The 24905-nt window shown below is 69.5% G+C and carries 20 protein-coding genes; 11 read left to right on the top strand and 9 right to left on the bottom strand.

Annotation, left to right across the window (positions count from 1 at the left end; translation table 11 throughout):
* Positions 1 to 114 precede the first annotated feature (114 nt).
* Genes ACFT7S_RS03445 through ACFT7S_RS03430 form a run of 4 tightly spaced genes read left to right on the top strand, consistent with a single transcriptional unit; the run spans position 115 to position 5064 of the window.
* On the top strand, positions 115 to 1665 hold the full coding sequence (locus tag ACFT7S_RS03445; protein WP_382726342.1) for an ABC transporter substrate-binding protein: 1551 nt from the start codon (positions 115 to 117) through the stop codon (positions 1663 to 1665).
* Positions 1666 to 1703: 38 nt separating this feature from the next.
* Positions 1704 to 2678: an ABC transporter permease gene (locus ACFT7S_RS03440; RefSeq protein ID WP_382726339.1), complete on the top strand. Its 975-nt coding sequence runs from the start codon at positions 1704 to 1706 to the stop codon at positions 2676 to 2678.
* On the top strand, positions 2675 to 3529 hold the full coding sequence (locus tag ACFT7S_RS03435) for an ABC transporter permease (RefSeq protein ID WP_382726338.1): 855 nt from the start codon (positions 2675 to 2677) through the stop codon (positions 3527 to 3529). Before ACFT7S_RS03440 ends, ACFT7S_RS03435 begins: the two co-directional genes overlap by 4 nt.
* Positions 3526 to 5064 carry an ABC transporter ATP-binding protein gene (locus ACFT7S_RS03430; RefSeq protein WP_382726336.1) on the top strand — a complete coding sequence of 513 codons (1539 nt, stop codon included), beginning with the start codon at positions 3526 to 3528 and terminating at the stop codon, positions 5062 to 5064. The genes ACFT7S_RS03435 and ACFT7S_RS03430 overlap by 4 nt, the downstream gene beginning before the upstream one ends.
* A gap of 212 nt (positions 5065 to 5276) precedes the next feature.
* On the opposite strand, the gene ACFT7S_RS03425 is transcribed toward ACFT7S_RS03430, so the two are convergent.
* The 6 genes from ACFT7S_RS03425 to ACFT7S_RS03400 form a co-directional block, all read right to left on the bottom strand.
* Entirely contained in the window at positions 5277 to 5612 is a 336-nt protein-coding gene (locus tag ACFT7S_RS03425) for a MerR family transcriptional regulator (RefSeq protein ID WP_382726334.1), read from the bottom strand.
* Positions 5613 to 7001: 1389 nt separating this feature from the next.
* Positions 7002 to 7742 (bottom strand): PP2C family protein-serine/threonine phosphatase, encoded by a 741-nt coding sequence (locus tag ACFT7S_RS03420; RefSeq protein ID WP_382726809.1) that lies wholly within the window; start codon positions 7740 to 7742, stop codon positions 7002 to 7004.
* Positions 7743 to 7868: 126 nt separating this feature from the next.
* Positions 7869 to 8999 carry a site-2 protease family protein gene (locus ACFT7S_RS03415; protein WP_382726807.1) on the bottom strand — a complete coding sequence of 377 codons (1131 nt, stop codon included), beginning with the start codon at positions 8997 to 8999 and terminating at the stop codon, positions 7869 to 7871.
* Between the two features lie 301 nt (positions 9000 to 9300).
* On the bottom strand, positions 9301 to 10626 hold the full coding sequence (locus ACFT7S_RS03410) for a hypothetical protein (protein WP_382726331.1): 1326 nt from the start codon (positions 10624 to 10626) through the stop codon (positions 9301 to 9303).
* Between the two features lie 455 nt (positions 10627 to 11081).
* Entirely contained in the window at positions 11082 to 11279 is a 198-nt protein-coding gene (locus ACFT7S_RS03405) for a hypothetical protein (protein WP_382726329.1), read from the bottom strand.
* Positions 11280 to 11403: 124 nt separating this feature from the next.
* Positions 11404 to 14049, bottom strand: a complete 2646-nt coding sequence (locus ACFT7S_RS03400) for a LuxR C-terminal-related transcriptional regulator (RefSeq protein ID WP_382726328.1) — start codon at positions 14047 to 14049, stop codon at positions 11404 to 11406.
* 172 nt (positions 14050 to 14221) lie between these two features.
* Between ACFT7S_RS03400 and ACFT7S_RS03395 the strand changes: the two genes are divergently transcribed.
* The 5 genes from ACFT7S_RS03395 (at position 14222) to ACFT7S_RS03375 (ending at position 20302) form a co-directional block, all read left to right on the top strand.
* A complete protein-coding gene (locus ACFT7S_RS03395; RefSeq protein ID WP_382726325.1) occupies positions 14222 to 14941 on the top strand; it encodes a ZIP family metal transporter in 720 nt (239 codons plus the stop codon).
* A 2-nt stretch (positions 14942 to 14943) separates the two neighbouring features.
* Complete coding sequence (locus ACFT7S_RS03390; RefSeq protein WP_382726323.1) at positions 14944 to 16182, top strand: DUF2254 family protein; 1239 nt, start codon at positions 14944 to 14946, stop codon at positions 16180 to 16182.
* 152 nt (positions 16183 to 16334) lie between these two features.
* Positions 16335 to 18692, top strand: coding sequence for an arylsulfatase (locus ACFT7S_RS03385; protein WP_382726320.1), 2358 nt, complete (start codon positions 16335 to 16337; stop codon positions 18690 to 18692).
* A 45-nt stretch (positions 18693 to 18737) separates the two neighbouring features.
* Entirely contained in the window at positions 18738 to 19151 is a 414-nt protein-coding gene (locus ACFT7S_RS03380) for an SHOCT domain-containing protein (protein WP_382726318.1), read from the top strand.
* A 308-nt stretch (positions 19152 to 19459) separates the two neighbouring features.
* Positions 19460 to 20302: a formylglycine-generating enzyme family protein gene (locus ACFT7S_RS03375; protein ID WP_382726804.1), complete on the top strand. Its 843-nt coding sequence runs from the start codon at positions 19460 to 19462 to the stop codon at positions 20300 to 20302.
* 46 nt (positions 20303 to 20348) lie between these two features.
* Here ACFT7S_RS03375 and ACFT7S_RS03370 read toward each other — a convergent pair whose 3' ends face one another.
* Entirely contained in the window at positions 20349 to 20795 is a 447-nt protein-coding gene (locus ACFT7S_RS03370; RefSeq protein WP_382726315.1) for a hypothetical protein, read from the bottom strand.
* Between the two features lie 286 nt (positions 20796 to 21081).
* The gene (locus tag ACFT7S_RS03365) at positions 21082 to 21522 is read right to left on the bottom strand and encodes a MarR family winged helix-turn-helix transcriptional regulator (protein WP_382726313.1); all 441 of its coding nucleotides are present in this window, start codon (positions 21520 to 21522) and stop codon (positions 21082 to 21084) included.
* Positions 21523 to 21657: 135 nt separating this feature from the next.
* Here ACFT7S_RS03365 and ACFT7S_RS03360 point away from each other — a divergent pair, with 135 nt between their 5' ends.
* The gene (locus ACFT7S_RS03360; protein WP_382726310.1) at positions 21658 to 23148 is read left to right on the top strand and encodes an MFS transporter; all 1491 of its coding nucleotides are present in this window, start codon (positions 21658 to 21660) and stop codon (positions 23146 to 23148) included.
* A 116-nt stretch (positions 23149 to 23264) separates the two neighbouring features.
* On the opposite strand, the gene ACFT7S_RS03355 is transcribed toward ACFT7S_RS03360, so the two are convergent.
* Complete coding sequence (locus ACFT7S_RS03355) at positions 23265 to 23858, bottom strand: MBL fold metallo-hydrolase (RefSeq protein WP_382726308.1); 594 nt, start codon at positions 23856 to 23858, stop codon at positions 23265 to 23267.
* An 82-nt stretch (positions 23859 to 23940) separates the two neighbouring features.
* Between ACFT7S_RS03355 and ACFT7S_RS03350 the strand changes: the two genes are divergently transcribed.
* Positions 23941 to 24897: a GlxA family transcriptional regulator gene (locus ACFT7S_RS03350; protein ID WP_382726305.1), complete on the top strand. Its 957-nt coding sequence runs from the start codon at positions 23941 to 23943 to the stop codon at positions 24895 to 24897.
* Positions 24898 to 24905 lie beyond the last annotated feature (8 nt).

The following is a 24905-nucleotide window of genomic DNA, read 5'->3' as shown; positions in this document are numbered from 1 at the left end:
GGTCACCGTTGAGCCATCGGTTCGGGCGGGGCGCAGGGTCTTGCGGAAATGGTTGTCATTAGGGTAGGCAAACCTAAGCACCCCCAGTTGCCCTGAAGTGGATCGAGGACGTACGTGAATATCAACAGGCGCCAAGTTCTGTGGGCCGGCGGAGCGATAGGCACTGCGGCACTGCTTGCCGCTTGCTCCGGGGGCGATGACACTTCGGCCAGGTCCGCTGCCGCGGGCGCAAAGCCCAGGAAGGGCGGCACGCTGCGGGTCGGCGCACTCGGCCGCGCCTCGGCCATCACCCGCGACCCGCACGGCACTCAGGCCAACGAGAGCGACTACCTCGTCATCGCGCTGGTCCACGACACCCTCACAGCCCCCGGCGCCGAGACCAACACCGTCCCCCGCTTGGCTTCCAAGTGGCAGGCGTCCGACGATCTGAAGACCTGGCGCTTCACCGTCGCCAAGGGTGCGAAGTTCCACGACGGCACCCCGGTCACCGCCGACGACGTCGTCTGGTCCCTGAAGCGGCTGCGCAACACCCCCTCCGGCGCCTCCCGCCTGCCGGGCATCAAGGCCGACAACATCAAGGCCGAAGGCGCCGACACCGTCGTCCTCGTCTCCGACTACGCCAACGCCGAACTGCCCCTGCTCACTCGCCTGACGACCTTCGTGCTCAAGAAGGGCACCAAGGACAAGGAGCTCGACAAGGCGCCCGGCACCGGCCCGTTCAAGCTGGAGTGGTTCCGCTCCGGCAACGCCCGGCTCGTACGCAACGAGGACTGGCACGGCGGCGAGGTCCTCCTCGACGCCATCGAGGTCAAGATCTTCGAATCCCCGCAGGCGATGTCCAACGCCCTGCTCGCCGGACAGATCGACGTCGCCTCCAACGTCGGCGCGGTCGCGGCCCGTACGGCCGAGAAGCGCAAGGACATCCAGATCGTGCGCCGCCCCAACGACATGGCCATGCCGATCGTCATGCGTACCGCGTCCGGCCCCTTCGCGGACGCGAAGGTCCGCGAGGCGCTGCGCCTGGCGGTGGATCGGGAGGCCATGGTCAAGCAGGTCCTGTCCGGCTACGGGACCGTCGCCAACGACATCCTCGGCACCGGCGATCCCGCATACGCCAAGGACATCGTGCAGCGCACCCGCGACCTGACCAAGGCGAAGAAGCTGCTCAAGGAGGCGGGTTTCGACACCTCCAAGACGTACAAGCTCATGACCACCGAGGACATCTCCGGACTGGCCGAGTCCGCGACCCTGTTCGCCACCCAGGTCCGCGAGGCCGGCGTGAAGATCGAAGTGGTCAAGCAGGAGTCCGGCACCTTCTGGGACAAGACCTGGCTCAAGGGCGACCTCTACACCACCTACTGGGGCACCAACGACTCCGTCGTCTTCTTCGCGAGCAAGACGATGGTCTCCGACTCCGGGCAGAACGAGTCCGGTTGGAAGAGCCCCGCGTTCGACGCGGCGTACCGCAAGGCCATCGGCACCAAGGACCCGGCCGCACGCGCAAAGGTGCTGCACGACCTGCAGCAGATCGAGCACGACACATCGGGCTACGTGCTCTGGGGCATGGCCGACGGCATCGACCTGGCCGCCGCCCCGGTGCGCGGCCTGCCCACTCTGCCCGGCTACGGACGCGTGCAGCTCGAGCAGGCATGGCTGGCCCGCTGAGCCGTGTGGCGACACAGCCGACCCGTCCGGCCGGAGATATGCGTCTCCCGCCGGACCGGCCCATGCTGTCCCGGGTCGTGCGGCTGGGCGGACTCTTCGCCCTGCTCGCCCGCCGGGCGCTGCTGCTCGCCGTGCTGCTCGCCACCGTCTTCGCCGCCGTCGAACTGCTGCCGGGCGACGCCGCCACCGCCACCTCTGAACGCGGCGAGAGCGCCGCCGACCTCGACCGGCGCCGCGAACTGCTCGGCCTCGACCGCCCCGTCCTGACCCGTTTCACCGACTGGATGACCGGCCTGCCCACCGGCGACCTCGGCACCTCCGCCCACGGCGAGCCCGTCGCCGACCTGCTCTCCCGCCCCTTCCCCAACACACTGCTCCTCGGCGGCCTGGCGCTGCTCGTCACGCTCCTCGTCTCGCTCGCCCTCGGCTGCTGGGCGGCGCTCAAGCCTGACGGTAAGACCGACCGGACCGTCTCCTCGACAGCCACTGGCGTCCTGGCGCTACCCGAATTCGTCGTCGCGGTCGCCCTCGTTCTCGTCTTCGCCCTCTGGACCGACTGGCTGCCCGCCGTCACCCTCACCGACGCCGACGGCGAGCCCGCTTCCTGGCGGATGCTCGTCCTGCCCGTACTGGCCCTGGCGATCCCGCAGACCGGCTGGAACACGCGCATCGTGCGCGCCGCCCTCGCGGACGAGGCCAAGGCCCCGCACGTGGAGACCGCGGTGATCGACGGACTGCCGCGCCACCGCATCCTCACCCACCACTTGCTGCCCGGCGCGATGCCCACGATCGCGGCAGGCATCGCCACGTCGACCGGCATGCTGCTGGGCGGCGCCGTCGTGGTGGAGACCATCTTCAACTACCCCGGCATCGGCTCGGTGCTGGCCGGAGCCGTCACAGACCGGGACAGTCCCGTCATCGCCGGCGTCGTCGCCGTCACCGGAGCCGTCATCACCGGCGTACTCCTGCTCGCCGACCTCGTACGTGCCTGGGCTTCAGGAGGCCGTATATGACCGCCCTGGATACGACCGCTCCGAAGCAGCCCGTACGCCGCCGCCCCAGGCGAAGCGTCGTCCTGCGCATCCTGCCCGCACTGCTGCTGGTCGTCCTGGCCGTCGTCGGGCCGTGGCTCGCCCCGCACGCCATCGACGCACCGATCACCGCTCCGTACGCCGAACCGGGCGGCGGCGCACCGCTCGGCGGCGACCAGCTGGGCCGCGACGTGTTCACCCGCCTCCTCGCCGGTGGCCGCGAACTCATCGTCACGTCGCTGCTCGTGGCCGTCCTGGTCACTGCGGCAGCCGCCGTGCTCGGCGCGGTCAGCGCGCTGCGGCCGACGGTCGGGCGGATCGTCGAGCGGTCCGCCGACGTCCTCATGCTGCTGCCCCCCGTACTCGGCATCCTCCTTGTCGCCCTGTCCTGGCCGGGCGGCGGCCGGTTCGCTGTGATCGCCGCCGCCGTCGTGATGGGCGTGCCGTACGCGGTGCGTCTCGTCGCGGGCGCCGCGGCGCCCGTCGCGGCCTCCGGCTACATCGAGGCGGCAGCGGTCGGCGGCGAGCGGCTGTGGCATCTCGTCGTACGGGATGTCCTGCCAAACCTGCGAGCCACGCTGCTCGCCCTGTTCGGACTGCGCTTCGTCGCCGCCGTCTACGTCGTCGCCACCGCGGGATTCCTCCAGGTCGGCCCACAACCCCCTGCCGCTGACTGGGCGTTGATGATCCGCGAGAACGCCGCCGGCATTGTCCTCAACCCCTGGTCCGTCCTGGCCCCCAGCATCGCCATCGGCCTCCTCGCCATGAGCGTCAACCTGGCGGCCTCGGCACTCGTCCCACAAACCGGCCGGAAGGCGGTGAGCGCGCTGTGAACCACATGCCCGACTGGTACCCCGAGGGCCAAGTCCCCGCCTCCGAAATGGCGGTGCGTGTCACGGATCTGACCATCGCCGCCCCGGACGGCCGTCTGCTCCTGGACAGCGGAAACCTGGAGGTCCGACCCGGCCGCGTCACCGCCCTCACCGGCCCTTCCGGCTGTGGCAAGACCACGCTGCTACGGGCCGTGGCCGGCGTCCTGCCGCCCGGAACCCGGCGCACGTCCGGCCGCGTCGAGGTCCTCGGCCAGGACGTACTGACACTCAGCGCACCCGACCTGCGCGCTCTGCGCCGCCACCGACTCGCCTACGTCGGCCAGGACCCCGGCTCCGGCCTCAACCCCCGGATGAAGATACGCCGCCTACTGGCCGAAGTCGCCGTGGACCGCAGCCCCGAGGCACTGCACGCGCTGCTTGCCGAGGTCCAACTGCCCACGGACGACGGACTACCCGACCGTCGAACCGGAGAACTGTCCGGCGGCCAGCAGCGGCGCGTATCCCTGGCCAGGGCACTGGCCCGCCGCCCGGCCGTACTGCTCCTCGACGAACCCACCGCCGGACTCGACCCGGCGCTGCGCGACGAGATCGCCGAGCTCCTGCGCCATCTCGCCGCGAACCACCGGCTCGCCGTCGCCCTGTCCTGCCACGACACCGACCTGGTCTCCCGACTGGCCGACGACGTCGTGGACCTGTCCAACCTGTCCCAAGGCGCCGCCACACCGCTGCCGCCTGCCTCGCGTAACGCCGACCGGCCGCTCCCTGCCGGTAAACCGACGCTGGCAGTGTCCGGCCTTCACGCGGCCTTCGTACGACGCGGCCGACGCACACCCGTACTCCAGGACATCGACCTCACGGTCGCCCCCGGATCCAGCACAGGCATCGTAGGAGCCTCCGGCTCGGGCAAGACGACCCTGGTGCGCGCCATCGTCGGCCTCCACCGCCCCACCAGCGGAGCCGTCATTCTCGACGGAATACGCCTCGCCCCCTCGGCCCACGGCCGTACGCGCGAACAGCGCCGACGCCTCCAACTCGTACCGCAGAACCCCCTGGGCACCCTCAACCCGAGCCGCACCGTCGGTGCGACGATCGGCCGTCCCCTGCGCCTGCACCGACGCACCGACCGCGATCAAGCCCCCGCCCGTGTCCTGGAACTTCTGGAAAGCGTCGGCCTTCCCGCCGACTTCGCGGACCGCTACCCCCACGAACTCTCCGGCGGCCAGCGCCAACGCGCCTCCATAGCTCGCGCGCTGGCAGCAGACCCCGACGTACTGGTCTGCGACGAAGTCACCTCCGCCCTTGACGACGGGACAGCCACCGCGATCATGGACCTGCTCGAAGAGCTACGGATCAGCCGCGGCCTTGCCCAGATCCTCATCAGTCACGACCTCCGCCTCATCGCGAATCGGACCGACACCCTCCTCGTCCTGTCAGCCGGTGAAGCCGTCGAATCGGGCCTCACCGCGCAAATGTTCACATCCCCGGCTCACCCAGTGACCGCAGCGCTGGTGGCGGGAGCTGTTCAGACGGCCTGAGCCTCGCCGAAGGCCCATGTGGGCTGATTGCCAGCACAGACCTGGGCCCTCCACGAGCGGCACCCCGGAGCCGACGCCCGCGATGGTCAAGGCGCCGTGCCACTGCAGAGCGCGAGTTCGACTCTCGTCACCCGCTCCATGAAAGAGCCCCAGGCCAGCGGCCCGGGGCTTCTTTGTTGCCTGGACCATTAAGGGGTGTCGTGCCCAAGGCCCTAAGTCGCCTTGGAGGGCTGGTCAGAAACGGTGCGGCGGTATTCGGCGTTGATGCGCTGGGCTTCTTCGAGCTGGTCTTCGAGGATGACGATGCGGCAGGCGGCCTCGATGGGGGTGCCCTGGTCGACGAGTTCCCGGGCGCGGGCGGCGATGCGCAGCTGGTAGCGGGAGTAGCGGCGGTGTCCGCCCGCGGAGCGAAGCGGGGTGATCAGGCGGGCTTCACCGATGGCACGGAGAAATCCCTGGGTGGTGCCGAGCATCTCGGCGGCCCGGCCCATCGTGTAGGCGGGGTAGTCGTCGTCATCAAGACGACCGAACGAGTCGTCTGCTGTCATTGCACCTCTCTATGGAACGCGTGGAGGGGCCCTGGTGCCAATGGCACCAGGGCCCCGAAGGAACTGCTACACCATCTGCCGGCCCTGATACTGCGCCGGCCCTCTGTTTCCGCAGACCCGACCAAGATGCTGTCGGGTGTGCGGGGATCGCGGTTGCTTGACCGGAGACCACCTCACTATCGATGTCCTGCGGTACCCGGGCCCAGTCATTCCGCCCGGGCGATCCTGATGGCGCGGGGATCCTCCGTTCTTTCCCTCTGGATGAACTACTTACCGAACAGGACCTGCGTACTCCTGGTACTGCTCGTACTCCTGGTGATGCGAACTGCTGGTGACCTGAGTAAGCGCCACTCTCCGGCAGCCAGCCCCGTCGCCCGTCCTGCATCTGCTCTGGCTTAGAACCCCACTGCCGAACCTCCCGGCACGCGCGCCCGCAGCCGACGCCTTTACCGAGGAACCACTGACAACCGCACTGCTGGTACTGCGAACTGCACTTACTGAACTGCTACTGCGTGAACTGCGGTCCTGCTCACGGCGGCCCCTGATCACTGCGGGCCACCCAGTCCGGTCGTCAGTCCCGTCGCCGTCCTACAACAACCCTGGCTTCAGAACTCCACCACCGCACCGTCCTGCGAACTGCAACTGCGTGTACTGCTGCCTGGCAGTTCATCTCTGCCGGGCCTTGCTCGATCTCGGCTACGAGAGAAACCATAATCACCACACCACCCAATGTCTACTCTGGCCGCCATAGATTTCCATGCGCTAGGCAGAGAGACAGTCGACCTCGACCGCCGAAGGGGCGCGGGCGGACCATTCCAGCCGAGGACACGGCCTCCGACCAGCGCCGTTACGCCCGACTCGATGCCGCGAACAGCGCAACCTCCCCGCCTGACTGCATGGATGATCGGCCGGACACACTCCACAGCCGAAGCTTCGTACGATCCGCACGCCCCAGGCCGGGGCACAAGCACCGGGCAGACAGAACCGGGCGTGATCCAGAGACCGGGGTGACCTGATGGACACGATGAGCGTCAACGTCGCAACCGTCCGCTCCACGACATCAGTCGCCGGCGCACGCGAGAGCGCCCGGGATTTACCTCGAAGGGCTCGCACAGCCCGCGATCGCAACCGAGGCTGCCGACACACCGGCCGCACGAACCGCACACGTCGCCGGACCGATCAGCGAAGTCACCGAGCCCAGCGGGTCACGTGCGCCACCTCGTGCCCCAGCCGTGCCCACCAGACCGGAAAACTCCGGTCGACAGCGGTGCAATCAGGCTCCCCCAGGAGTCGCTTCGGCCTAAGTTTCTGCAGGTCAACGTACGTCACAGCTCCCAGGACCCATTGATTCTCCGCGTACCGATCAAGATGGCGGCGCGGCATCGGCCACTACTCGCCGATGCCGATCACCACGAGCGTGATGTTGTCAGGACCTCCCGCTTCGATGGCGGCCTTCCACAGCTCGAAAGCGGCCCTGCCGTCGCCATGGACCCGCAGCAAGTCACAGAGTGCGTCCTCCGGCACGGGGTCGGTCAGACCGTCGGTGCATACCAAGTAACGATCGCCGGCAGAGAGCGGCGACGTCGTGACGTGTGGCGTGATGGTGCTGAACCGGGGAGCGCCGCCGAGCGCCTGCGTGACGAGTGACGTGGTGCGCTGTCCCCACGGCAGCGGCGGACTGTCGTCCACGCTCACCTGGCGAAGTCCGTCCTGAGTCGCATCAAACACTCTGCTGTCGCCGACGTTGAATACCAACAGTGACTCGGCCAGCACGACGGCACCCGCGACCGTAGTGCCCATGGTGATCAGCGCCGGATCACGGTCGGCGGCCGCGTACACCGCGCGATTGCAGATGTTCAGAGCGTCACGGACAGCTTCCTCGCTGTCCAGTGAAGGGCCGAACGACGCCAGGTGCCGGACGATCAGTGAACTGGCCACCTCGCCGGCCGGCTGCCCGCCGATGCCGTCGGCGACCGCGACGACCAGCGGTTTGCCGAGAGGGAACACAAGCGTCTGCGGGTTCTCGGTCACGGTGCCGCACAGCGTCCACGGACCGGCCACAAGGCTGTCCTCATTATGATCACGAACCAGCCCGGTATGACTCAGGGCGGTCACCTTTATGTACGGCATCAAAGTGTCCCGCCTCTCCGCAACGACGGCGCGTCCCACACCACCCATTGTGGCGCCGCGAGCATGCGGATGTCGCGCACCCGCCGCATGAGGGACAAGAAGCGACAACACCACTGTTTCTCGTGCTCAGTTGGGCCCTTTGCCCCCCAGTGTGTGCCGCTGCATCAGCCGGGAGATGTCCTTCGCGGTGACGATCCCCACCAGATGCCCCGCGTCCGCGACGAGGATGTACATGCCGGTACGCAGGCTGAGCCTGTCGATGGCCTCACTCAGAAGATCGCCCGGAGCGGCAACCGCGCACTGGGACAGCGGGGTCGCCACCTCGCGCACGCGCAGCGTCTCCCGGCGCCCTCCCGGTATCGCTGCAAGCCTGCGTACCTGCACGATTCCGCTGGGACGGCCTTCGAAGTCGAGCAGCGGCAGAACGGAATGATGAGACTTCACTGCCACCTCGTCGATGAAGCGCTGGGCGGTCAGCCAGTCGGCACCGGTTGCCACCGGGCTCGACATGGCATCGGCCACTCGCACCCCCCGCACTGCGGTGTGGAGAGCGGCGCGCCGCCGTTCCGCCCCGGCGACGACCATGATGAAGAGGCCGACGAAGGCGAGCCACAGCCCGCCCGGCGCCCCGCGCAGGAGGGAGATCCAGCCGACAGCCACCAGCAGCATTCCCATGACCTGGCCGCTCCGGGAGGACGCCAGCTCCGCACGTTCCTGGTCTCCGGTGCGCCACCACAGCAGAGCCTGCAGCACCCTTCCGCCATCGAGCGGCGCGGCGGGCAGCAGATTGAAGACGCCCAGGAACAGATTCGCCCAGCCGAGCCACACCAGGACGGCGGCGGGCACTGCCCAGCCGGACAGGGCATGAAGCCCGATTCCCGCTCCGAGCGCTGCGCCTCCAACGGCCAGGCTGATGAGCGGCCCACTGACCGCCACCGCGAAAGCCGACGCGGCGGTCTGCGGTCGTCCCATCCGCGTCATGCCGCCCAGCGCCCACAGCGTCACGTCCTGGACCGAGATCTTCTTCCTTCGGGCAGTCGCGGCGTGTGCCGTCTCGTGAAGCAGCAGGCTGCCCATGAACAGTCCGGCTCCTACGACGCCGGCGAAGGCGTATACGGCATCCGAGCGCCCTGGAGTCCATACGGGGAGGGTCTGGCTGCCAAGTCCGTACGCGAACAGCGCCACCAGCAGCGGCACACTCCAGTGCATCCGCAGCGGTACCCCGACAACACGTCCGACACGGACCGAGCCGTTCATCGTCGTCTCCTGCCGGCTCAGCACCCGGTCCATCCGAGCAGGACCTCGCGACCTGCACTCCGTGACCGACCAGCGCGGCACTCACCACCATTGTCACTCTCGGAATCTCCCGCAGTCGGCCAGCGGGTCCAGGGGATGGATGTGCTGACCGGCGAACTGCCCGAGCAGCCGCCCGTCTATTCCGAGTACTGGTGCGTCCTATTCCGAGCACTTGTGCGTCAGCCGCGCCTCGTCCCGTCCCGGCCCAGATACACGCTGGAGCTGGACGCAGCGTGGACGCGGCGACCGGTCGCGACGCCGCTCACCGACCGGCCTCGTGGCCCGCAGGTGCGGGAGGACCCGCTGCCTGTGTCCTGCGGCCGGTCGCCGCCACCAGGGCGATCAGCGCCAGCACCGCCAGGAAGACGAGCACCAGCAGCAGCACCGTCAGGGCTGTGGGGTGGTTCCACAGGGCGAACAACAAGGCGAGTACCAGCAGGACGCCGATCGTGAGCCACCGCCGGTAGTCCGCCGTCCACGTACCCGCACGACCGGTGTGGATGCCGTGGGTGTCCGCCCATCGGGCCGCGGAGTCGGCGGTGCGTTCGGAGGTGGCCCGTACGGCGCGCGCCAATCCGCCCGGCCCGACGAGATAGGCACCGAGAGCGACGATCACGCCGAGGACGATCACGGTGCGCAGCGTGACCCGCAGGAAGTGCAGGAGGTGGTCGAAGACCGCTGCGGCGGCCGCTTCGGACTGCACCTGCGGAGGCAGATGGTCCAGGTAGTAGCGGCGGGCGACGACAAGACCGATGGCGACGATCAGGCAGGCCAGTGCGGCACCCAGGGCGGTCTTCGCCAGGGCACGTCTGCGCCGGAAGGCGAGGAGGACGCCCGCTGCCGCGATCAGAACCGTCAGCACCGGCATCCAGGTGCCGAGTACGTCGAGGGCGTGCGCAGCACCCTGCATGCGCTCCAGCTTGTCGGACTGGAAGAGCACCATCTGCTTGTCGACGTCCGGGATCTTCTCGGCCGGTGTCACGCCGGCGTCGACGAGCTCTTCCTTGACACGGTCGACAGCAGCACCGACATCGAGGGTCACGGTGCCTTCCTTCACGCCGACCGCGCCGCGTCCCTCTCCGGTCAGGGCGTGCACAACTGTCGTATGGGCGGCCCGGTTGGCGGTGGTCCACACCTTCTCGAACCTGTCGCTCTCGACGAAGCGCGTCGCCACCTTGTCCGCGGCGCCGGTCACGGCCGCGTCCAGCTGCGGGGCCAGCCCCTTCACCGCTTGGGCGGCGCGGGGCGGCAAGCCCTGCGACTGCAGCCAGGCCGCGAGCTCGGCGGTGACTTGCTTGGCATCGACCCGTACGTCGACGGCCCGGACGATCCGGTTGTGCGCGGCCTCCTCGATCGCGGGATCGGAGGCGAGCGGTTCCATCGTCTCGACGTAGCGGTCCGTGTCGAGGGCGATGTCGTGCACCCACACGGTCAGTACCGACACGGGGACCAGGATGCAGGCGAGGACGATCAGAACCGCCGAGGCCACCTTCCGCGCGATTCTGCCCGGGCCGGCCACGTGCGACTTGCCGCCCGACGGCGACGACCCCTGGGCAGGGTCATGCGAGGGTTCCATCGGGCTGGTCATCCGTCCTCCAGGATTGATGCACGGCCTGTCGTGACTGCCGTTGGTACCCATTCCTCCCGATCGCCACGGATACGGCATCCCGGGGGGCGCCATCCGGAGCGGGAACCCGGCGTCGGCGGGGCCGGGTCGGGCACGTGGCCCTGACCGCTTCAGAGCTCAGGCGACGCCTCGTGATGACTGGCTCCCCGCTCGGACCGGGCGACATGGGCGTCGCGCACACCGTGTTGATGTCGGGGACGGCGGAATCGGAGCCCGATCATGAGCAGATTGGCGCCCGGGTCGGTGAACAGGGGCACCGAGAGACCGTGCCGGGAGCACGCCGGAGCGCCCGTGCTTACGGTCCTGCTGATGGTGGTCATCCTCCTCGCCGTGCCGGCCGTACTCACGTTGCCGGCAGGAACGGCGAGCCGACCGGCCATGCCGGCAAGCCGTAGCTGCCGTTGGCCCTCGCGGTGTCACCCGGGCAGTTGTCGCATTTCGAGCACGCGCAGGCCCAGGGACTGAAAGCGCATGAGCAGCCCGTACAGGTGGGCCTCGTCGGTCACCGGACCGAGGAACAGGGTCTGTTCGGGCACGTGAACATGGTCGAGCTCGGGAAAGGTTTCGGCGAGCGTGCCGGGCACGACACCGTCGATGCGGAATTCGTAGCGCATGCGAGCACTTCCCTCGGAGCCGAGGTACGGGGTCGGGCCTCCCCTGCCATGATCGGCCCGCGCTCACCCTCGCGGCATCGCCCGGTTCGGGCGATGCTCCGTCCCCACTGCACACCGGGGCGGGTCACAGGACGTGAAGGTCCTGGGCCCGGTGGACCGCCTCGCTGCGCCGGGTGACGGAGAGTTTGCGGTAGATGCTCTTCAGGTGGGTCTTGACCGTGTTCGCTGAGACGTACAGTTCCGCCGCGATCTCCTCGGTCGACAGCATGCGCGCGGCCTCGCGCAGCACCTCGGTCTCCCGCCTGCTCAGCGGCTCCACCATCGCGGGCAGTTGCTCGTACGTTCCCGGGTGCGCGTACCCCAGGACGTGGGCGGCGGGCAACCAGCTGTGTGCTTGCGCAAGCTGCGGGTCGTGGCGGAGCAGTCTGCGTACCCAGGGACCGCTTTCGACGAACACCCGCCGCAGTTCCTCGGGCCGGGCGAACCCGAGCGCCTCACTCAGGAGGCCGCGTGCCTCCTCGGTGGAACCGTCCGCGGCGGCGACCTGCGCACGGAGCAGGCAGGACTGCGCCCGGATCGACCTCGTGGCGGATTCGTCGGCCGACAGGCCGGCCAGCGACTCCATCGCCTGGTCGCCGCGTCCTGCTGCCAGGAGCGCACGGTCCCTGGCCATGGTGTGCTCCGGCCGGTCGGAGGCCACGGCATCCAGGGCGACCAAGGCGGCACCGGTGTCACCGTGTGCCAGGTGCGCGGAGGATGCGGCGATCGCCAACTCGTCCAAGGCCCATTCGGACAGGGGAGCCGCGGCCGAGCCGACGGCGTGCACTGCGGCGAGCGCACCCTCCCAGTCGCCCTCGGCCGTCGCCAGCCTGGCGCCGATGACGGCGGCCTCGACCGCGGCGACGGGTTCCGTGAGCGATCCTGCGGGCAAAGTCATCCGGTCGAGATGGGTGCGGCCTGCCTTGAGATCGTCGTGCTCGACCGAGACGCCCGCCAGAACGAGGTGCTCCAGACCGGTGCGCCGCTCCGGCGGAAGCGCGGACCGCTCAACAGCGGCGAGAGATCCGCGAGCGTGCGCGTCCGCCTGCCGCAGGTCCCCTCGAAGCAGCTCGACCAGAGCCAGCGACCCCGCCGAGTCACAGAGCGGGTACTCCAGCCCCGGCCGGCCGCACGCCTCGACGGCGGCGGTGAGACTGGCCTCGGCTCGGTCGAGGTGTCCGGAGTCGAGCTCGACCGCGCCGAGACCGCCCAGCACCATCGCACGGATCTCGGGGTGCCGTCCCAGCACGGGCGGTGGAATCTCGTGCAGCAGACGCTCGGCGTCCGCCACCGCCTGCTCCGTGGCCGCCAGGTCGTGGGCCATCCGACCGGCGAGTACCCCGAGAAAGGCCCGGCTGAGCCGCTGCGCCGGGCCCGAAGCATCGGTCAGGTCCTCGTCGGCGCGTCGCAGCGCGGCTGAACATCCGAGGAGTTCCTGGTCGGCCAGCCCGCAGGCAGCCTCTACCAGTGCCGGGGCCGCCCCGGTGATGCCGGTCGGCATGGCGGCGAACGTACGGCGCAGCCGATCCGACTCCAATCCGGTGAAAAGCCGACCGATCGCCAGGTTGTCGACCACCTGCCCCGCCGCAAACCGCCAGTCACCGGCGGCAGCGGCCTGCGCCACGGCCTCGGTGAGGCGCCCGGTCCCGGCGAGCCAGCGTGCCGCCCGCCTGCGCAACTGCGGCTCGAGGCCCGGGCACCGCTGCCGCAGATGCGCGTGCAGGACTTCGGCGAACAGGGGATGCAGCCGGTACCAGTCGGATGTGCCGATCCGATCCAGGAACGCGTTGTCGCGGGCAAGTCCGGCGAGCGTCCGTTCGGCATCGCCGCGGCCGGTCAGCACGTCGGTGAGCTCGGGGTGGATGCGGTCGGTAATGCCGGCCCGCAGCAGCAGGTCCTGTGTATCCGGTGGCTGGGCGTCGAGCACTTCGGCGAGCAGGTAGTCGGCGATGGTGGTGTGGTCGGCGGCGAACTCGCGGACGAACCGCTCGGGGTCGTCGCTGCGCTGCATCGCCAGTGCGCACAGGCGCAGGCCGGCCGCCCAGCCCTCGGTCCGCTCGACCAGAAGCCGGATTCCCGCATCGGAGATCTCCAGCCTGTGCTCGCGCAGCAGTGCCTCGACGTCCTGGCGCGTGAACCTGAGGTCCGCGTGGCGGATCTCGGTGATCTCGCCGGCCGCCCGGTGCCGATGCAGCGGCAACACCGAGTCCGTTCGGCCGGTGAGCACGAGGCGCAGACCGTCGGCGGCGTGCCCGAGCACGAAGTGCAGCCCCTCGGCGATCTCGGGCGCGCGGGCCGCGTCGAACTGGTCCAGCACCAGAACCACCGGCTCCGTATGCGCGGCCAGCCCGTCTGCCAGACGCACCAGCAGAGACTGGCTCACTCCCTCGGGGCGCGTGGGTCCGCCGATCTCGGCCGGCAGCCGCACTCCCCGCCGTTGGAATGCCTCCAGCACGTACGCCCAGAAGGCGCCAGGAGCGTCCCCGGACTCCACGGTCAGCCACACAGCGTTACGCGGCGCCATGCCCTCGGTCACCCACTGGGCCGCGAGCACCGTCTTGCCGGCGCCGGCCGGGCCGTTGACGAGCGTGAGCGGCCCCCGTGCCCCGGCCGTCAGACGCTCCAGCAGCACAGGCCGGTCAACGAGGAGCTTCGGCACCAGTGGGACGGCGAACCTGGCGGTGAGCAGCGGGTCACGGGCGGGGTGATCAGGCTCTGCGGGGTTCTGCATAGGGCCACCGATGTTCACGGGATTCAAATCTGTGATCGGCCGACACCTTCCACTCAACCGCCGATCGGCGTTGATCACCAATCGCGGTCACCTGGTCCGGGTGGTGCAGCCGGCCACGTGATGCGCCGACGCTGAAGGGGGAACCGCTGTCACGGGCGGTGGAGGAGGCGGGATGAACGCTCTCGCGGCAGCCGGATGGGGTGCTCTCGCGGCGTTCTCACTGGTCATCGGCGCATGGCTGGCCTTGCGCTACCGCCCGTCGCCCCGGACGACCGGCCGGATTCTGGGCTTCGGAGCGGGAGCGCTGATCGCCGCCGTGGCGTACGAACTGGTCCCCAAGGGCCACGTGGAGAGCGCGTGGGACTTCCTTTTCGTCGGCATCGGCGCCGTTGTCTTCTTCGGTATCGACGGGGCCGTAGCCCGCAAGGACACCGCCCAGCGCACGGCCGGGACCCCGCACAGCGCGAACCGCTCCATCGTGCTCGGCGCGCTGCTCGACGGCATACCCGAGTCCCTGGTTCTGGGAATGGGCCTGTCCGTCGGCGGCACGATCAGCATCCCCTTCCTGGCCGCGGTGTTCCTCTCCAACCTCCCCGAGAGCCTCGGCGCCACCGCCGGTATGCGGGAGGAGGGGCAGCAACCGCGCGCGGTGTACCGGACCTGGTGGGGCATCACCGCCGTCGCGGCCGCGTGCGCCGCGCTCGGTTACAGCCTGGTGCAGCTGTTCCCCACGTCCGAGGGACGGTACGTGGAGGCGTTCGCGGCGGGGGCGGTCCTGACGATGCTGACGAACTCGATGATGCCGGAGTCCTTCAAGCTGGGCGGCAGAGTCACGGGACTGTGCACCGTGCTCGGCTTCGCGGCCGCCGGCGCGCTGTCGCTGCTGGAGTGACGATGACCGCCTCCGTGGACCGCTCCGTCCTGCGCTCCGTCCTGCGCCGACGGCGACGCCTGCGCGCGGGCCTCACCCAGCTGCTGTTCGTACTCGTCGGTCTGGGCCTCGGCCTCGCAGTACCGGGAATCACCCGCGGACCGGAAACACCGGCCCGGCCGGTGGTCGACATGCTGCTGGCGACCGGCCTCGGGGTACTGGGCGGGATTGCCGTCATCTTCTCGCTGCTGTTCCTGGTGGTGCAGTGGGCGGCCACCACCTTCACACCGCGTCTGACACTGTTCCGGGACGCGCCGATCGTATGGCGGACCTTCGCCTTCGCGGTCGGTCAGGCCGCCTTCTGCCTCACGGCGACCCTCGCCATCGGCAGTCGTCCCGAGGTCTCGGTGGCCGTCCCGGTCATCGCCGGACTTCTGCTGTTCACGATGCTGGCGCTGCTGCGGCAACTCCAGCTGCGGGCCTTCGCCGCGATCCAACTGGCACCGGTCCTCAACTCGATCACCGAACGCGGCCGCGCCATCCTCGATGCCCTCTACCCCCGAGTGGCCGACCCGACGACTCCACCCACCATGACCCCCTTGCCCCCACTGCGCTCGACGGTCACCTGGCCGAAGGCGCCGGCCGTGCTGCAACAGATCGACATGAACCTGCTGCTCACCACGGCACAGGCCGCGAACGCGGTCATCGTCCTGCGGGAGATCCCGGGCACCACTCTGCAGCACGGCACCGCCCTCGCCGACGTGCACGACGGGGAGTTGCCAGCCTCCGCTGTCCTCGACTGCCTGGTCACCGGGGACGAGCGCACCTTCGACCAGGACCCGGTGCTCGCCTTCCGGCTGCTGGCCGACATCGCCCTGAGGGCGCTCTCCCCGGCGGTCAACGATCCCGCCACAGCCGTCCAGGCGCTGGACAGCATGGAGGATCTGCTCAACCGGTCCTCAGGTGCGCGAACCGGGCTACGACACGTCACCGACCGCGCCGGCGCCGTGCGCGTCGTGATCCGGCTCCCCGGCTGGGAGGACTTCCTGCGGACCGGCCTGGACGATGTCATCCCTGCCGCCATGAATTCCCCGATGGCACTCATCCGCACCCGGACGCTGCTGGAGCACCTGCGGTCCCGGGGCGACGCCCACAGTCACCCACTGCTCACCCGTCGGCTGGCCTGGGTGGAGGAAGAACTGGCCGGCCGCTTCCCCCAGCTGTGGCAGGAAACGGCCGAGGACCCTCCCGCCTCCGGATGAGCCGATCTTCACCCGTGCAGGGTGAGGCGGCAGGGCGAGCGCAACCGCACTCTGGTCACAGGACTGGCATGGGCGCTCACGAACACGAGCGTTCGCGGCTGTCCCTGACTGAGCCCCGAGCAGGGCGGAATCCGCGAGAGAAGGCACCGCTCATGACTGACATCCAGCGCCAGCTCCTGCCGATCCCGGACGTGCCGCACTCGGGGCCTGTCACGTACGACGCGAAGGACCCCGATACGTCCTTCGAGCCCATCCGGCAGTTGCGCCCCCCGGAGGGCGCGCCGAACATCATGCTGATCATGCTCGACGACGTCGGCTTCGGCGCGCCCAGCGCCTTCGGCGGACCCTGCGCGACCCCCGTCTTCGAGCGCCTGGCCGAGGGCGGCCTGCGCTTCACCCGCTTCCACACCACCGCGCTGTGCTCACCGACCCGCCAGGCGCTGCTGACCGGCCGCAACCACCACTCCGTGGGGATGGGCGGCATCACCGAGATCGCCACCTCGGCCCCCGGCTACAACTCGCTGCGCCCCAACACCAAGGCGCCGGTCGCCGAGATACTCCGGCTCAACGGGTACTCCACGGCGCAGTTCGGCAAGTGCCACGAGGTGCCGGTGTGGCAGACCAGCCCGGCCGGACCTTTCGACGCGTGGCCGACCGGCGGCGGCGGGTTCGAGCACTTCTACGGCTTCGTCGGAGGCGAGACCAACCAGTACGACCCCGCGCTGTACGACGGAACGAGCCCGATCGACCCGCCGAAGACCGCCGAGGAGGGCTACCACCTCACCGAGGACCTCACCGACCGGGCCATCGCCTGGCTACGCCAGCAGAAGACCCTGATGCCCGACAGGCCCTTCTTCTGCTACTTCGTTCCCGGCGCCACGCACGCCCCGCATCATGTGCCCAAGGAGTGGTCAGACCGCTACCGGGGCCGCTTCGACCAGGGCTGGGACGCGATCCGCGAGGAGATCCTCGCCCGCCAGAAGGAGCTCGGAGTCGTAACGCAGAACACCGAGCTGACCACGCGCCATGCGGAGATCCCGGCCTGGGACGAGATCGAACCCGCGCTGCGGCCCGTGCTGGCGCGGCAGATGGAGGTCTACGCCGGCTTCCTCGAACACACCGACCACCACGTCGGCCGGCTCCTGGCCGCACTGGAGGAACTGGGCATCTTCGACGACACCCTCGTGTACGTGATCACCGGTGACAACGGCGCCTCCGCCGAGGGCGGTCTGCGCGGCAGCTTCAACGAGTTGCTCGCCTTCAACGGCATGGCCGCCATCGAGACGCCGGAGTTCATGACCTCCCGCATCGACAAATTCGGCACCCCGGAGGCGTTCAACCACTACGCGGTCGGCTGGGCGCACGCCATGGACACGCCGTACCAGTGGACCAAGCAGGTCGCCTCGCACTGGGGCGGCACCCGTAACGGCACCATCGTTCACTGGCCGGGCAGGAACCGGTCCAGTGGCGAGGTCCGCAGCCAGTTCTGCCATGTCATCGACGTCGCCCCGACAATCCTCGAAGCCGCGGGGATCCCCGAGCCGACCATGGTCAACGGCGTGCAGCAGTCGCCGATGGAGGGCACCTCGATGCTCTACGCCTTCGACGACGCCGACGCCGACGAGCGTCACGACCAGCAGTACTTCGAAATGTTCGGCAACCGGGGCATCTACCACAAGGGCTGGTCCGCCGTCACCAAGCATCGCACCCCGTGGGTGGTCGGCGGAGAGACGGTGGCCTTCGACGACGATGTGTGGGAGCTGTACGACGGCTCCACCGACCCGTCGCAGGCCCACGACCTGGCCGCCGAAATGCCGGACAAGCTGCACGAACTGCAGCGGCTCTGGCTGATCGAGGCCACGAGGTACAACGTCCTGCCCCTGGACGATCGTACGGCCGAGCGGTTCAACTCCGAGATCGCCGGACGGCCCCAACTCGTCACGGGCGACTCGCAGCTGCTGTACGGGGGTATGGGCCGGCTGTCCGAGAACAGTCTGGTCAACGTCAAGAACAAATCGTTCTCGGTCACCGCCGAGATCGCGTCCGCCGACGGTCCTGTCTCGGGCGTCATCCTCGCCCAGGGCGGAAAGTTCGGCGGCTGGAGCCTGTACGCCAAGCAGGGCCGGGCGAAGCTCGCGTACAACCTCTGCGCCGTGGAGACGGCCGAGATCGAGGCCGACCGGCAGCTGCCCGCCGGCGAACATCAGGTGCGGATGGAGTTCGACTACGACGGCGGCGGCCTCGGCAAGGGCGGCACCGTCTCGCTGTTCTACGACGGCGACAAGGTGGGCGAGGGGCACGTCGAGCACACCGTTCCGTTCATCTTCTCGGGGGACGAGACAGCCGACGTCGGACAGGACAGCGGCACCCCGGTCGCCCCCGACTACGACAGCGCCAACGGCGCCTTTACCGGCGACATCCACTGGGCCCAGGTCGATACCGGCCCGAACGACGCCGACCACTTCATCAAGCCCGAAGAGCGCATCCGTATCGCCATGGCGCGTCAATGACCTTGGCAGCCTCGGGCGTACGACACAGCCGACAGGAGAGCAGACATGAACGACGCGACGCTGAACCTGGCAGCGGACTACCCCCTGCTGAACGTGTTCTGGACCACGATGTGGATCTTCCTCTGGGTCCTCTGGCTCATGCTGCTCTTCCGCGTCATCGGCGACATCTTCCGCGACGACGCGATGAGCGGATGGGTCAAGTGCGGCTGGACGGTCTTCGTCGTCCTGCTGCCCTTCCTCGGCGTCTTCGTGTACCTGATCGCGCGTGGCCGCGCGATGGGTGAGCGCGAGCGGAAGCACGCCCAGCGCAGCGAGCAGGAGTTCCAGTCCTACATACGCGAGGCCGCCGGGCCCGCCGGCCATGCCGAGGAGCTGTCACGGCTCGCCGAACTGAAGAACCACGGCGACATCACAGCCGCGGAGTACGAGCAGGCCAAGGCCAAGGTTCTCGCAGCCTGACGGCCGCCCGATGAAGGGGCGAGGGAAATGGAGGCGGGACCTTGTCGCATACGTCGTCACAGCCTTCCCGGGCAACCGGTTCCGCGTGGCCGGAGATGCGGTCCGGGCACGGTGGTGACTCCTCCCGAGGAACGGCCTTCCATGAGAAGAATGATGGAGCGGCATGAATCCGGCATTTCCGGAGGAACACTGTGACGACCGACCGACCCCGCTGCTGCACCCCCGGCCGCGCCGCCGACCCGCCCCACTCCCATCGCGCCATCCCATCGCGGACCGGTCCCGCCGACGCGGCGACGCGGCTGGTCCAGCTGGAGGGCGGCTGGTTCCGGATGGGCAGCGACGACACCTACGCCTATCCGGAGGACGGTGAAGGGCCGGTGCGACGGGTCCGCGTCAGCCACTTCCGTCTGGACCCCCGCTGCGTCACCACCGCCCGCTTCGCCGCCTTCGTGAGCGACACCGGGCACGTCACCGACGCCGAGCGGTACGGCGCCTCCTTCGTCTTCGGCGGCCTGCTGCCCGACGACTTCCTGCCCACCCGGGGGGTGGCCGCCGCCCCCTGGTGGCGCGAGGTGCCCGGCGCCGACTGGCGACACCCCGAGGGCCCCGGTTCCACGCTGGACGGCCGCCAGGACCACCCGGCGGTCCATGTGTCCTGGTTCGACGCGACCGCGTACTGCGCCTGGGCCGGAGTCCGACTGCCCACCGAGGCGGAATGGGAGTACGCCGCCCGGGGCGGCCTGGAGGACGAGCCGTTCCCCTGGGGCAGCGAGCTCCAGCCCGGCGGACGGCACGCGATGAACGTCTGGAACGGCTCCTTCCCCGACCACAACACCCTTGAGGACGGCTACCTGGGCACCTGCCCGGCCGACGCATTCACCCCCAACCGCTATGGCCTGTACAACCTGACCGGCAACGTCTGGGAGTGGACCGCCGACTGGTTCCACCCCACCTGGCACGCCACCGGCCCCCGCGAAAACCCGGCAGGGCCGCCGACGGGTACGGCCCGCGCCCTGCGCGGCGGTTCCTACCTGTGCCACGCCTCGTACTGCCGCCGCTACCGGGTCTCGGCGCGGATGCAGAACACCCCGGATTCCTCGACCGGCAACATCGGCTTCCGCTGCGCGGCATCTGCCGGGCGTCCCGTCTGAGCTGCGGGCGCGGTACCGTGTCCCGCCCGTTCGTTGGCGCGCCTGTTCATGCCTGCCGTCCGTCGTCGGCCTCTCTGTGCATGCCCGTACACAGAGCCCAGACGATGAAGATGTTGACAGCGACCAACGTCAGGGCCCATAGGGGGTAATACGGCACCCACAGGAAGTTGGCGATCGCGCCGAGCCCTGCTACGGATACACCGAAGAAGCGTGCCCACAGCGCTCCGCTGAGCACGGCGCACCCCGCAACGACCATGACAATGCCCAGGATGAGGTGCACCCAGCCCCACCCCGCCAGACTGAACTCGAACACGTAGTGGCGCGTCGCAATGAACAGATCGTCCTTGGCGATGGCCGTGATTCCTTCAAAGATCGCCATCGCACCACCGAAGATCATCAGTGCTGCTGCGAAGACGGTGGTACCCGATACGGGCGCATGCCACGGGCGCGGGTTGCCATTGGCCGTTCCGGATGGGGCAGCGTCACTGGTCATGTCGGACTCCTTGGGTGCCAGGGCCATCCGGTCAGCCGAGATCTCGGAGCGGCGTGATCTCTCTCAGCGTGGCACGACGGCACTCCGTCGGCATCTCAAGCTGCGGCGCCGACTCCGTACTCGGGGAGCCCCGGACGGCCATCAAACCGACGGCTACGCACGACGCTGGCGGCCTGTGCGCGGACGGTTGCGGTGCTCACGGCGCTGACTATCGATCTGACTGGCCCGCAACCGATGTACAGGCGTGACCAGGGGCCCTACGGCAACCGGCGGCCGGGCGCTCTCCTCAGCCGTTCTTCTCCATGCCCGGGCGCAGGCGCTCCAGCAGGGCGTACAGGGTTGCGCTCTCGTCGGCGCCGAGCGTGTCGAGCGCGCCGTGCGTTGCCTGCATCTCCTCGCGTACGCGGCGGATGATCTCCCGGCCCTCGTCCGTCGCCATGACGTTCTTGACGCGGCGGTCGGCGGGGTCGGGCTCGCGGCGCACCAGGCCGCGGGCCTCCAGGCGGTCCACGATCCCGGTGACGTTCGAGGCGTCGCACACCAGCAGGGTGGCGAGCGCGCGCATCGGCAGCGGGCCGTTGAGCTGAGCGAGGAGCTTGGCCTGCGTGGACGTCAGACCATGGTGGGCCGCCGCGGCGGCGAAGTCGCGCCACTGGGCCGTGCCGATGGCGGCGAGAAGCTCAAGGAGCTGGAGCTTGGTGGGGGCCTCGGAGGACGTCGCGCTCATGCTTCGAGCGTACTCAAGATCCTTGACATTATCAATTGTTTACTTGACCACCTTAAGTATCGGGGTCTACGGTCGAGCAAGTACTTGACGAGGTCAAACATCTACGTTCTTAAGCATTGAGAGAGCAGCCCGAACATGAGCCCCGCCACCCCGCACTCCCTGGCCGATCGCCGGCGCGAGACGTCCATCATCTTCGCCCTGAGCCTCGCCGCCATGGTCGTGTCGATGATGCAGACCCTGCCGGTCCCGATCCTCGGTCTCATCCGCGCCGACCTCGGCACCTCGACGGCCAACGTCAGCTGGGTGACCACAGCCACGCTGCTCTCCGCCGCCGTCTTCACGCCGCTGCTCGGCCGCTTCGGCGACCAGCACGGCAAGAAGCCCACGCTGGTGGCCGTCCTCGGCGTCATGGTCGTCGGCTCCGTCGTCGCCGCCCTGGCGACCTCGCTCCCCCTGCTGATCCTGGGCCGGGTCCTCCAGGGGGCCGCCACCGCGATCTTCCCGCTCGCCCTGTCCGTCCTGCGCGAGGAGGTCCGCCCGCAGAAACTGCCCGGCGCGATGTCGCTCGTGAGCGGCACCCTCGCCTTCGGCAGCGGCCTCGCACTCGTCGCCACCGGCCTGCTCACCTCCGGGTCCGACGCCGACTACCGAAACGCCTTCTGGATGGCGACCGGCTTCGCCGCGCTCGCCCTGCTCGCGGTCGTCCTCCTGATCCCCGCGACCCGCCACAAGACCGGCGGACGCACCGACTTCCTCGGCGCGCTGACCCTCGGCATCACCCTTCTGCTGCTCCTGCTGCCCATCTCGCAGGGCCACGAGTGGGGCTGGACCTCAGCCCGCACGCTCGGCACCCTCGCCGGCGCCGCCGTCATGACCGCCGTCTGGGTCCTCACCGAACTCAAGGTCCGCGAGCCGCTCGTCGACATGCGGATGTTCATCCATCGGCCGGTGCTCATGGCCAACCTGGCGGGCATCCTCGTCGGCTTCGGCATGTTCGCGAACTTCCTCGGCGTCTCCTACCTCGTCCAGATGCCCGAGGCCCTCACCGGCTACGGCTTCGATGCGTCCATCCTGCGCGCCTCCGTGCAGTTCCTGCTGCCCGGCGCGATCGTCTCGCTGCTCGCCTCGCCCATCGGCGGTCAGCTCGTCCGCCACCGCGGCCCGCGCACGGCGCTGACCCTCGCCGCCGGGCTCGGCGCCGTGGGCTTCGGCTGGCTCGCCCTGGACCACGGCCACACTGCCTCGGTGATCGGCGCCGGTGTGGTCGTCGGTGCGGCCGTCAGCTTCGGTTACGCGGCCATGCCCGCCGTCATCATGGCGAGCGTCCCGCACCACCAGAGCGGCATCGCCAACGGCATCAACTCCATCTCGCGTTCCACCGGCAGTGCGATCGGCAGCGCCGTCGTCACCACGATCCTGGCCTCCAAGACCATCGAGCACCTGCCCGCCGGCGCCCCGGCCCTGCCCGCCGAGTCCGGCTTCACCCTCACCTTCTGGCTCGGTGCGGTGGCCTTCGCCCTCGTCGCGGTCATCGGGCGGCTCGGCCTGAGGGGCCGCCAGGAGCCTCGTACCGCCTCGGTGGCGAACACTCCCTCCGTCGCGAAGGTCGCCGAACCAGCAGCCTGAGGGCGATCCGCACCGACGTAGGTCCTCACGCCTCGTGGGCCACCGCCGCGGGGCGCGGTGGCCCCCAGGGCTCCTGACGGCCTCCACGCTGTTCGCGCGGGTTGTGCTCATCACCGCTAGCGCGGCGCGGTGTCGTCGGCCGGGAATGCGGGGCCGTGGCCGGGCACGATCAGGTCCGCGGCGGCGAGTACCCGGAGCCGGGATGCCAGCAGCATCTCGTGGTCCGGGGCCACCGGGTCGTCCACCGGGCCGTTGGGGCGCCACCACAAGTCGCCCACGAAGGCCACGACACCCGAGTCCGTGCCTGCCAGCAGGGTGATGTCCTCGCGGCTGTGTCCCGGTGTGCGGATCAGTCTGAGCGAGGGGGTCAGTTCGTAGCCCTCGGCGTCGCGGTCGGTCCACTGGTCGTTCCGGTAGATCGCCTTGTGGTCGTGGACGCGAGCTTGGCCGAAGAGGCCGACGTTCATGGTGTTGTCCGGATGGTGGTGGCTGAGCACCACATCGGTGATGTCATCGGGGCCGATCCCCGACTCCGCGAGCGGGCCGAGGATCCGCTCGCGGCCGGCCACCATCCCCGGGTCGACGATGATGCGGCGTTCCCCGTCACTGATGTAGGAGACGGTGGCGGCCACCCCGGGGCCGGTGGAGAGGGTGTAGCCGGTGGTCAGGATCGTGTAGCCGGCGCTGCGGCCGAGCGGTGCGTCTGTCATGGCCCCAAGTCTTCGGTGCAGAAGCCTCGTTCACGAGTGGCCGTGCTGCCACTGATCGCAGGATTCGTGCCACACTGCCCGCATGCCGCCCTTCGTGACCGTCGCCGCCTACGCCCCGCCCGGTGTCGGGATACTCGGAGCCGGCATCGTCTCCGAGGTGTTCGACGCGCGTGGCCAGGACCTGCCCCGCTTCGACTTCGTCCTGTGCACCGACCGGCCCGGACGGATCCGCAGCGATGTCGGGCTGCCGATCGTGGTCGAGCACGGCCTGGACCGGCTGGCCGCGGCCGACCTGGTGATCGCCCTCCCCTGGGCGGACTTCCGTACACCGCCGGGACCCGCCGCGCTCGAAGCGCTGACCGCCGCGCATGAGCGCGGCGCGCTGGTCGCGGGACATTGCGTCGGCGCCTTCGCGCTCGCTGCGGCCGGCCTGCTCGACGGGCGGCGCGCCACCACCCACTGGCGGTTCGCCGGCCTGCTGGCCGACCGCCACCCGGACGTCACCGTCGAAGCCGACGCCCTGTACATAGACGAAGGCCGGATCGCCACAGGCGCGGGAGCCGCTGCCGGCTTCGACCTGTGCCTGCACCTCCTGCGGCGGGAGTACGGCGCCGCCACGGCCAACGCCATCGCCCGGGACCTGGTCCTGCCGTCCCACCGCGACGGGGGACAAGCCCAGTACCTGGCCGCTCCGGCCCCCGAGGACTGCCATGACGATCGCCTTGCCGACGTACTCGTCTGGGCCCGCGAGCACCTCCACGAGTCGCTCACCGTGGTGGAGTTGGCCCGCCGGTCCCTGATGAGCAGGCGCTCCTTCGCCCGCCGCTTCGCCGCCTCGACCGGCACTACCCCGCACGCCTGGGTGCTCGGCCTGCGGATCAACCGTGCCGAGGAACTCCTGGAGACCACGGACTTCCCTGTCGAGGAGATCGCCCGCATGGTCGGCTTCGGAAGCGCGGCCGTCCTGCGCTCACAGTTCGTACGGCGTCGGGGAGTGCCGCCCCGCTCCTACCGCCGGTCCTTCACCCGCACGCCGTAGCCGACGAG

The sequence above is a fragment of the Streptomyces sp. NPDC057136 genome (genome assembly GCF_042670885.1).
Lineage (GTDB): Bacteria > Actinomycetota > Actinomycetes > Streptomycetales > Streptomycetaceae > Streptomyces.
This window is presented reverse-complemented; position numbering and strand designations above follow the sequence as displayed.

Bases quoted from the DNA above. Each gene is read 5' to 3' on its own strand.
- ACFT7S_RS03365 (WP_382726313.1), bottom strand. From the start codon at position 21,522: ATGAGCGCGACGTCCTCCGAGGCCCCCACCAAGCTCCAGCTCCTTGAG.
- ACFT7S_RS03400 (WP_382726328.1), bottom strand. From the start codon at position 14,049: ATGCAGAACCCCGCAGAGCCTGATCACCCCGCCCGTGACCCGCTGCTC.
- ACFT7S_RS03440 (WP_382726339.1), top strand. From the start codon at position 1,704: ATGCGTCTCCCGCCGGACCGGCCCATGCTGTCCCGGGTCGTGCGGCTG.
- ACFT7S_RS03420 (WP_382726809.1), bottom strand. From the start codon at position 7,742: ATGCCGTACATAAAGGTGACCGCCCTGAGTCATACCGGGCTGGTTCGT.
- ACFT7S_RS03395 (WP_382726325.1), top strand. From the start codon at position 14,222: ATGAACGCTCTCGCGGCAGCCGGATGGGGTGCTCTCGCGGCGTTCTCA.
- ACFT7S_RS03405 (WP_382726329.1), bottom strand. From the start codon at position 11,279: ATGCGCTACGAATTCCGCATCGACGGTGTCGTGCCCGGCACGCTCGCC.
- ACFT7S_RS03360 (WP_382726310.1), top strand. From the start codon at position 21,658: ATGAGCCCCGCCACCCCGCACTCCCTGGCCGATCGCCGGCGCGAGACG.
- ACFT7S_RS03390 (WP_382726323.1), top strand. From the start codon at position 14,944: ATGACCGCCTCCGTGGACCGCTCCGTCCTGCGCTCCGTCCTGCGCCGA.
- ACFT7S_RS03380 (WP_382726318.1), top strand. From the start codon at position 18,738: ATGAACGACGCGACGCTGAACCTGGCAGCGGACTACCCCCTGCTGAAC.
- ACFT7S_RS03425 (WP_382726334.1), bottom strand. From the start codon at position 5,612: ATGACAGCAGACGACTCGTTCGGTCGTCTTGATGACGACGACTACCCC.
- ACFT7S_RS03410 (WP_382726331.1), bottom strand. From the start codon at position 10,626: ATGACCAGCCCGATGGAACCCTCGCATGACCCTGCCCAGGGGTCGTCG.
- ACFT7S_RS03385 (WP_382726320.1), top strand. From the start codon at position 16,335: ATGACTGACATCCAGCGCCAGCTCCTGCCGATCCCGGACGTGCCGCAC.
- ACFT7S_RS03415 (WP_382726807.1), bottom strand. From the start codon at position 8,999: ATGAACGGCTCGGTCCGTGTCGGACGTGTTGTCGGGGTACCGCTGCGG.
- ACFT7S_RS03350 (WP_382726305.1), top strand. From the start codon at position 23,941: ATGCCGCCCTTCGTGACCGTCGCCGCCTACGCCCCGCCCGGTGTCGGG.
- ACFT7S_RS03370 (WP_382726315.1), bottom strand. From the start codon at position 20,795: ATGACCAGTGACGCTGCCCCATCCGGAACGGCCAATGGCAACCCGCGC.
- ACFT7S_RS03435 (WP_382726338.1), top strand. From the start codon at position 2,675: ATGACCGCCCTGGATACGACCGCTCCGAAGCAGCCCGTACGCCGCCGC.
- ACFT7S_RS03355 (WP_382726308.1), bottom strand. From the start codon at position 23,858: ATGACAGACGCACCGCTCGGCCGCAGCGCCGGCTACACGATCCTGACC.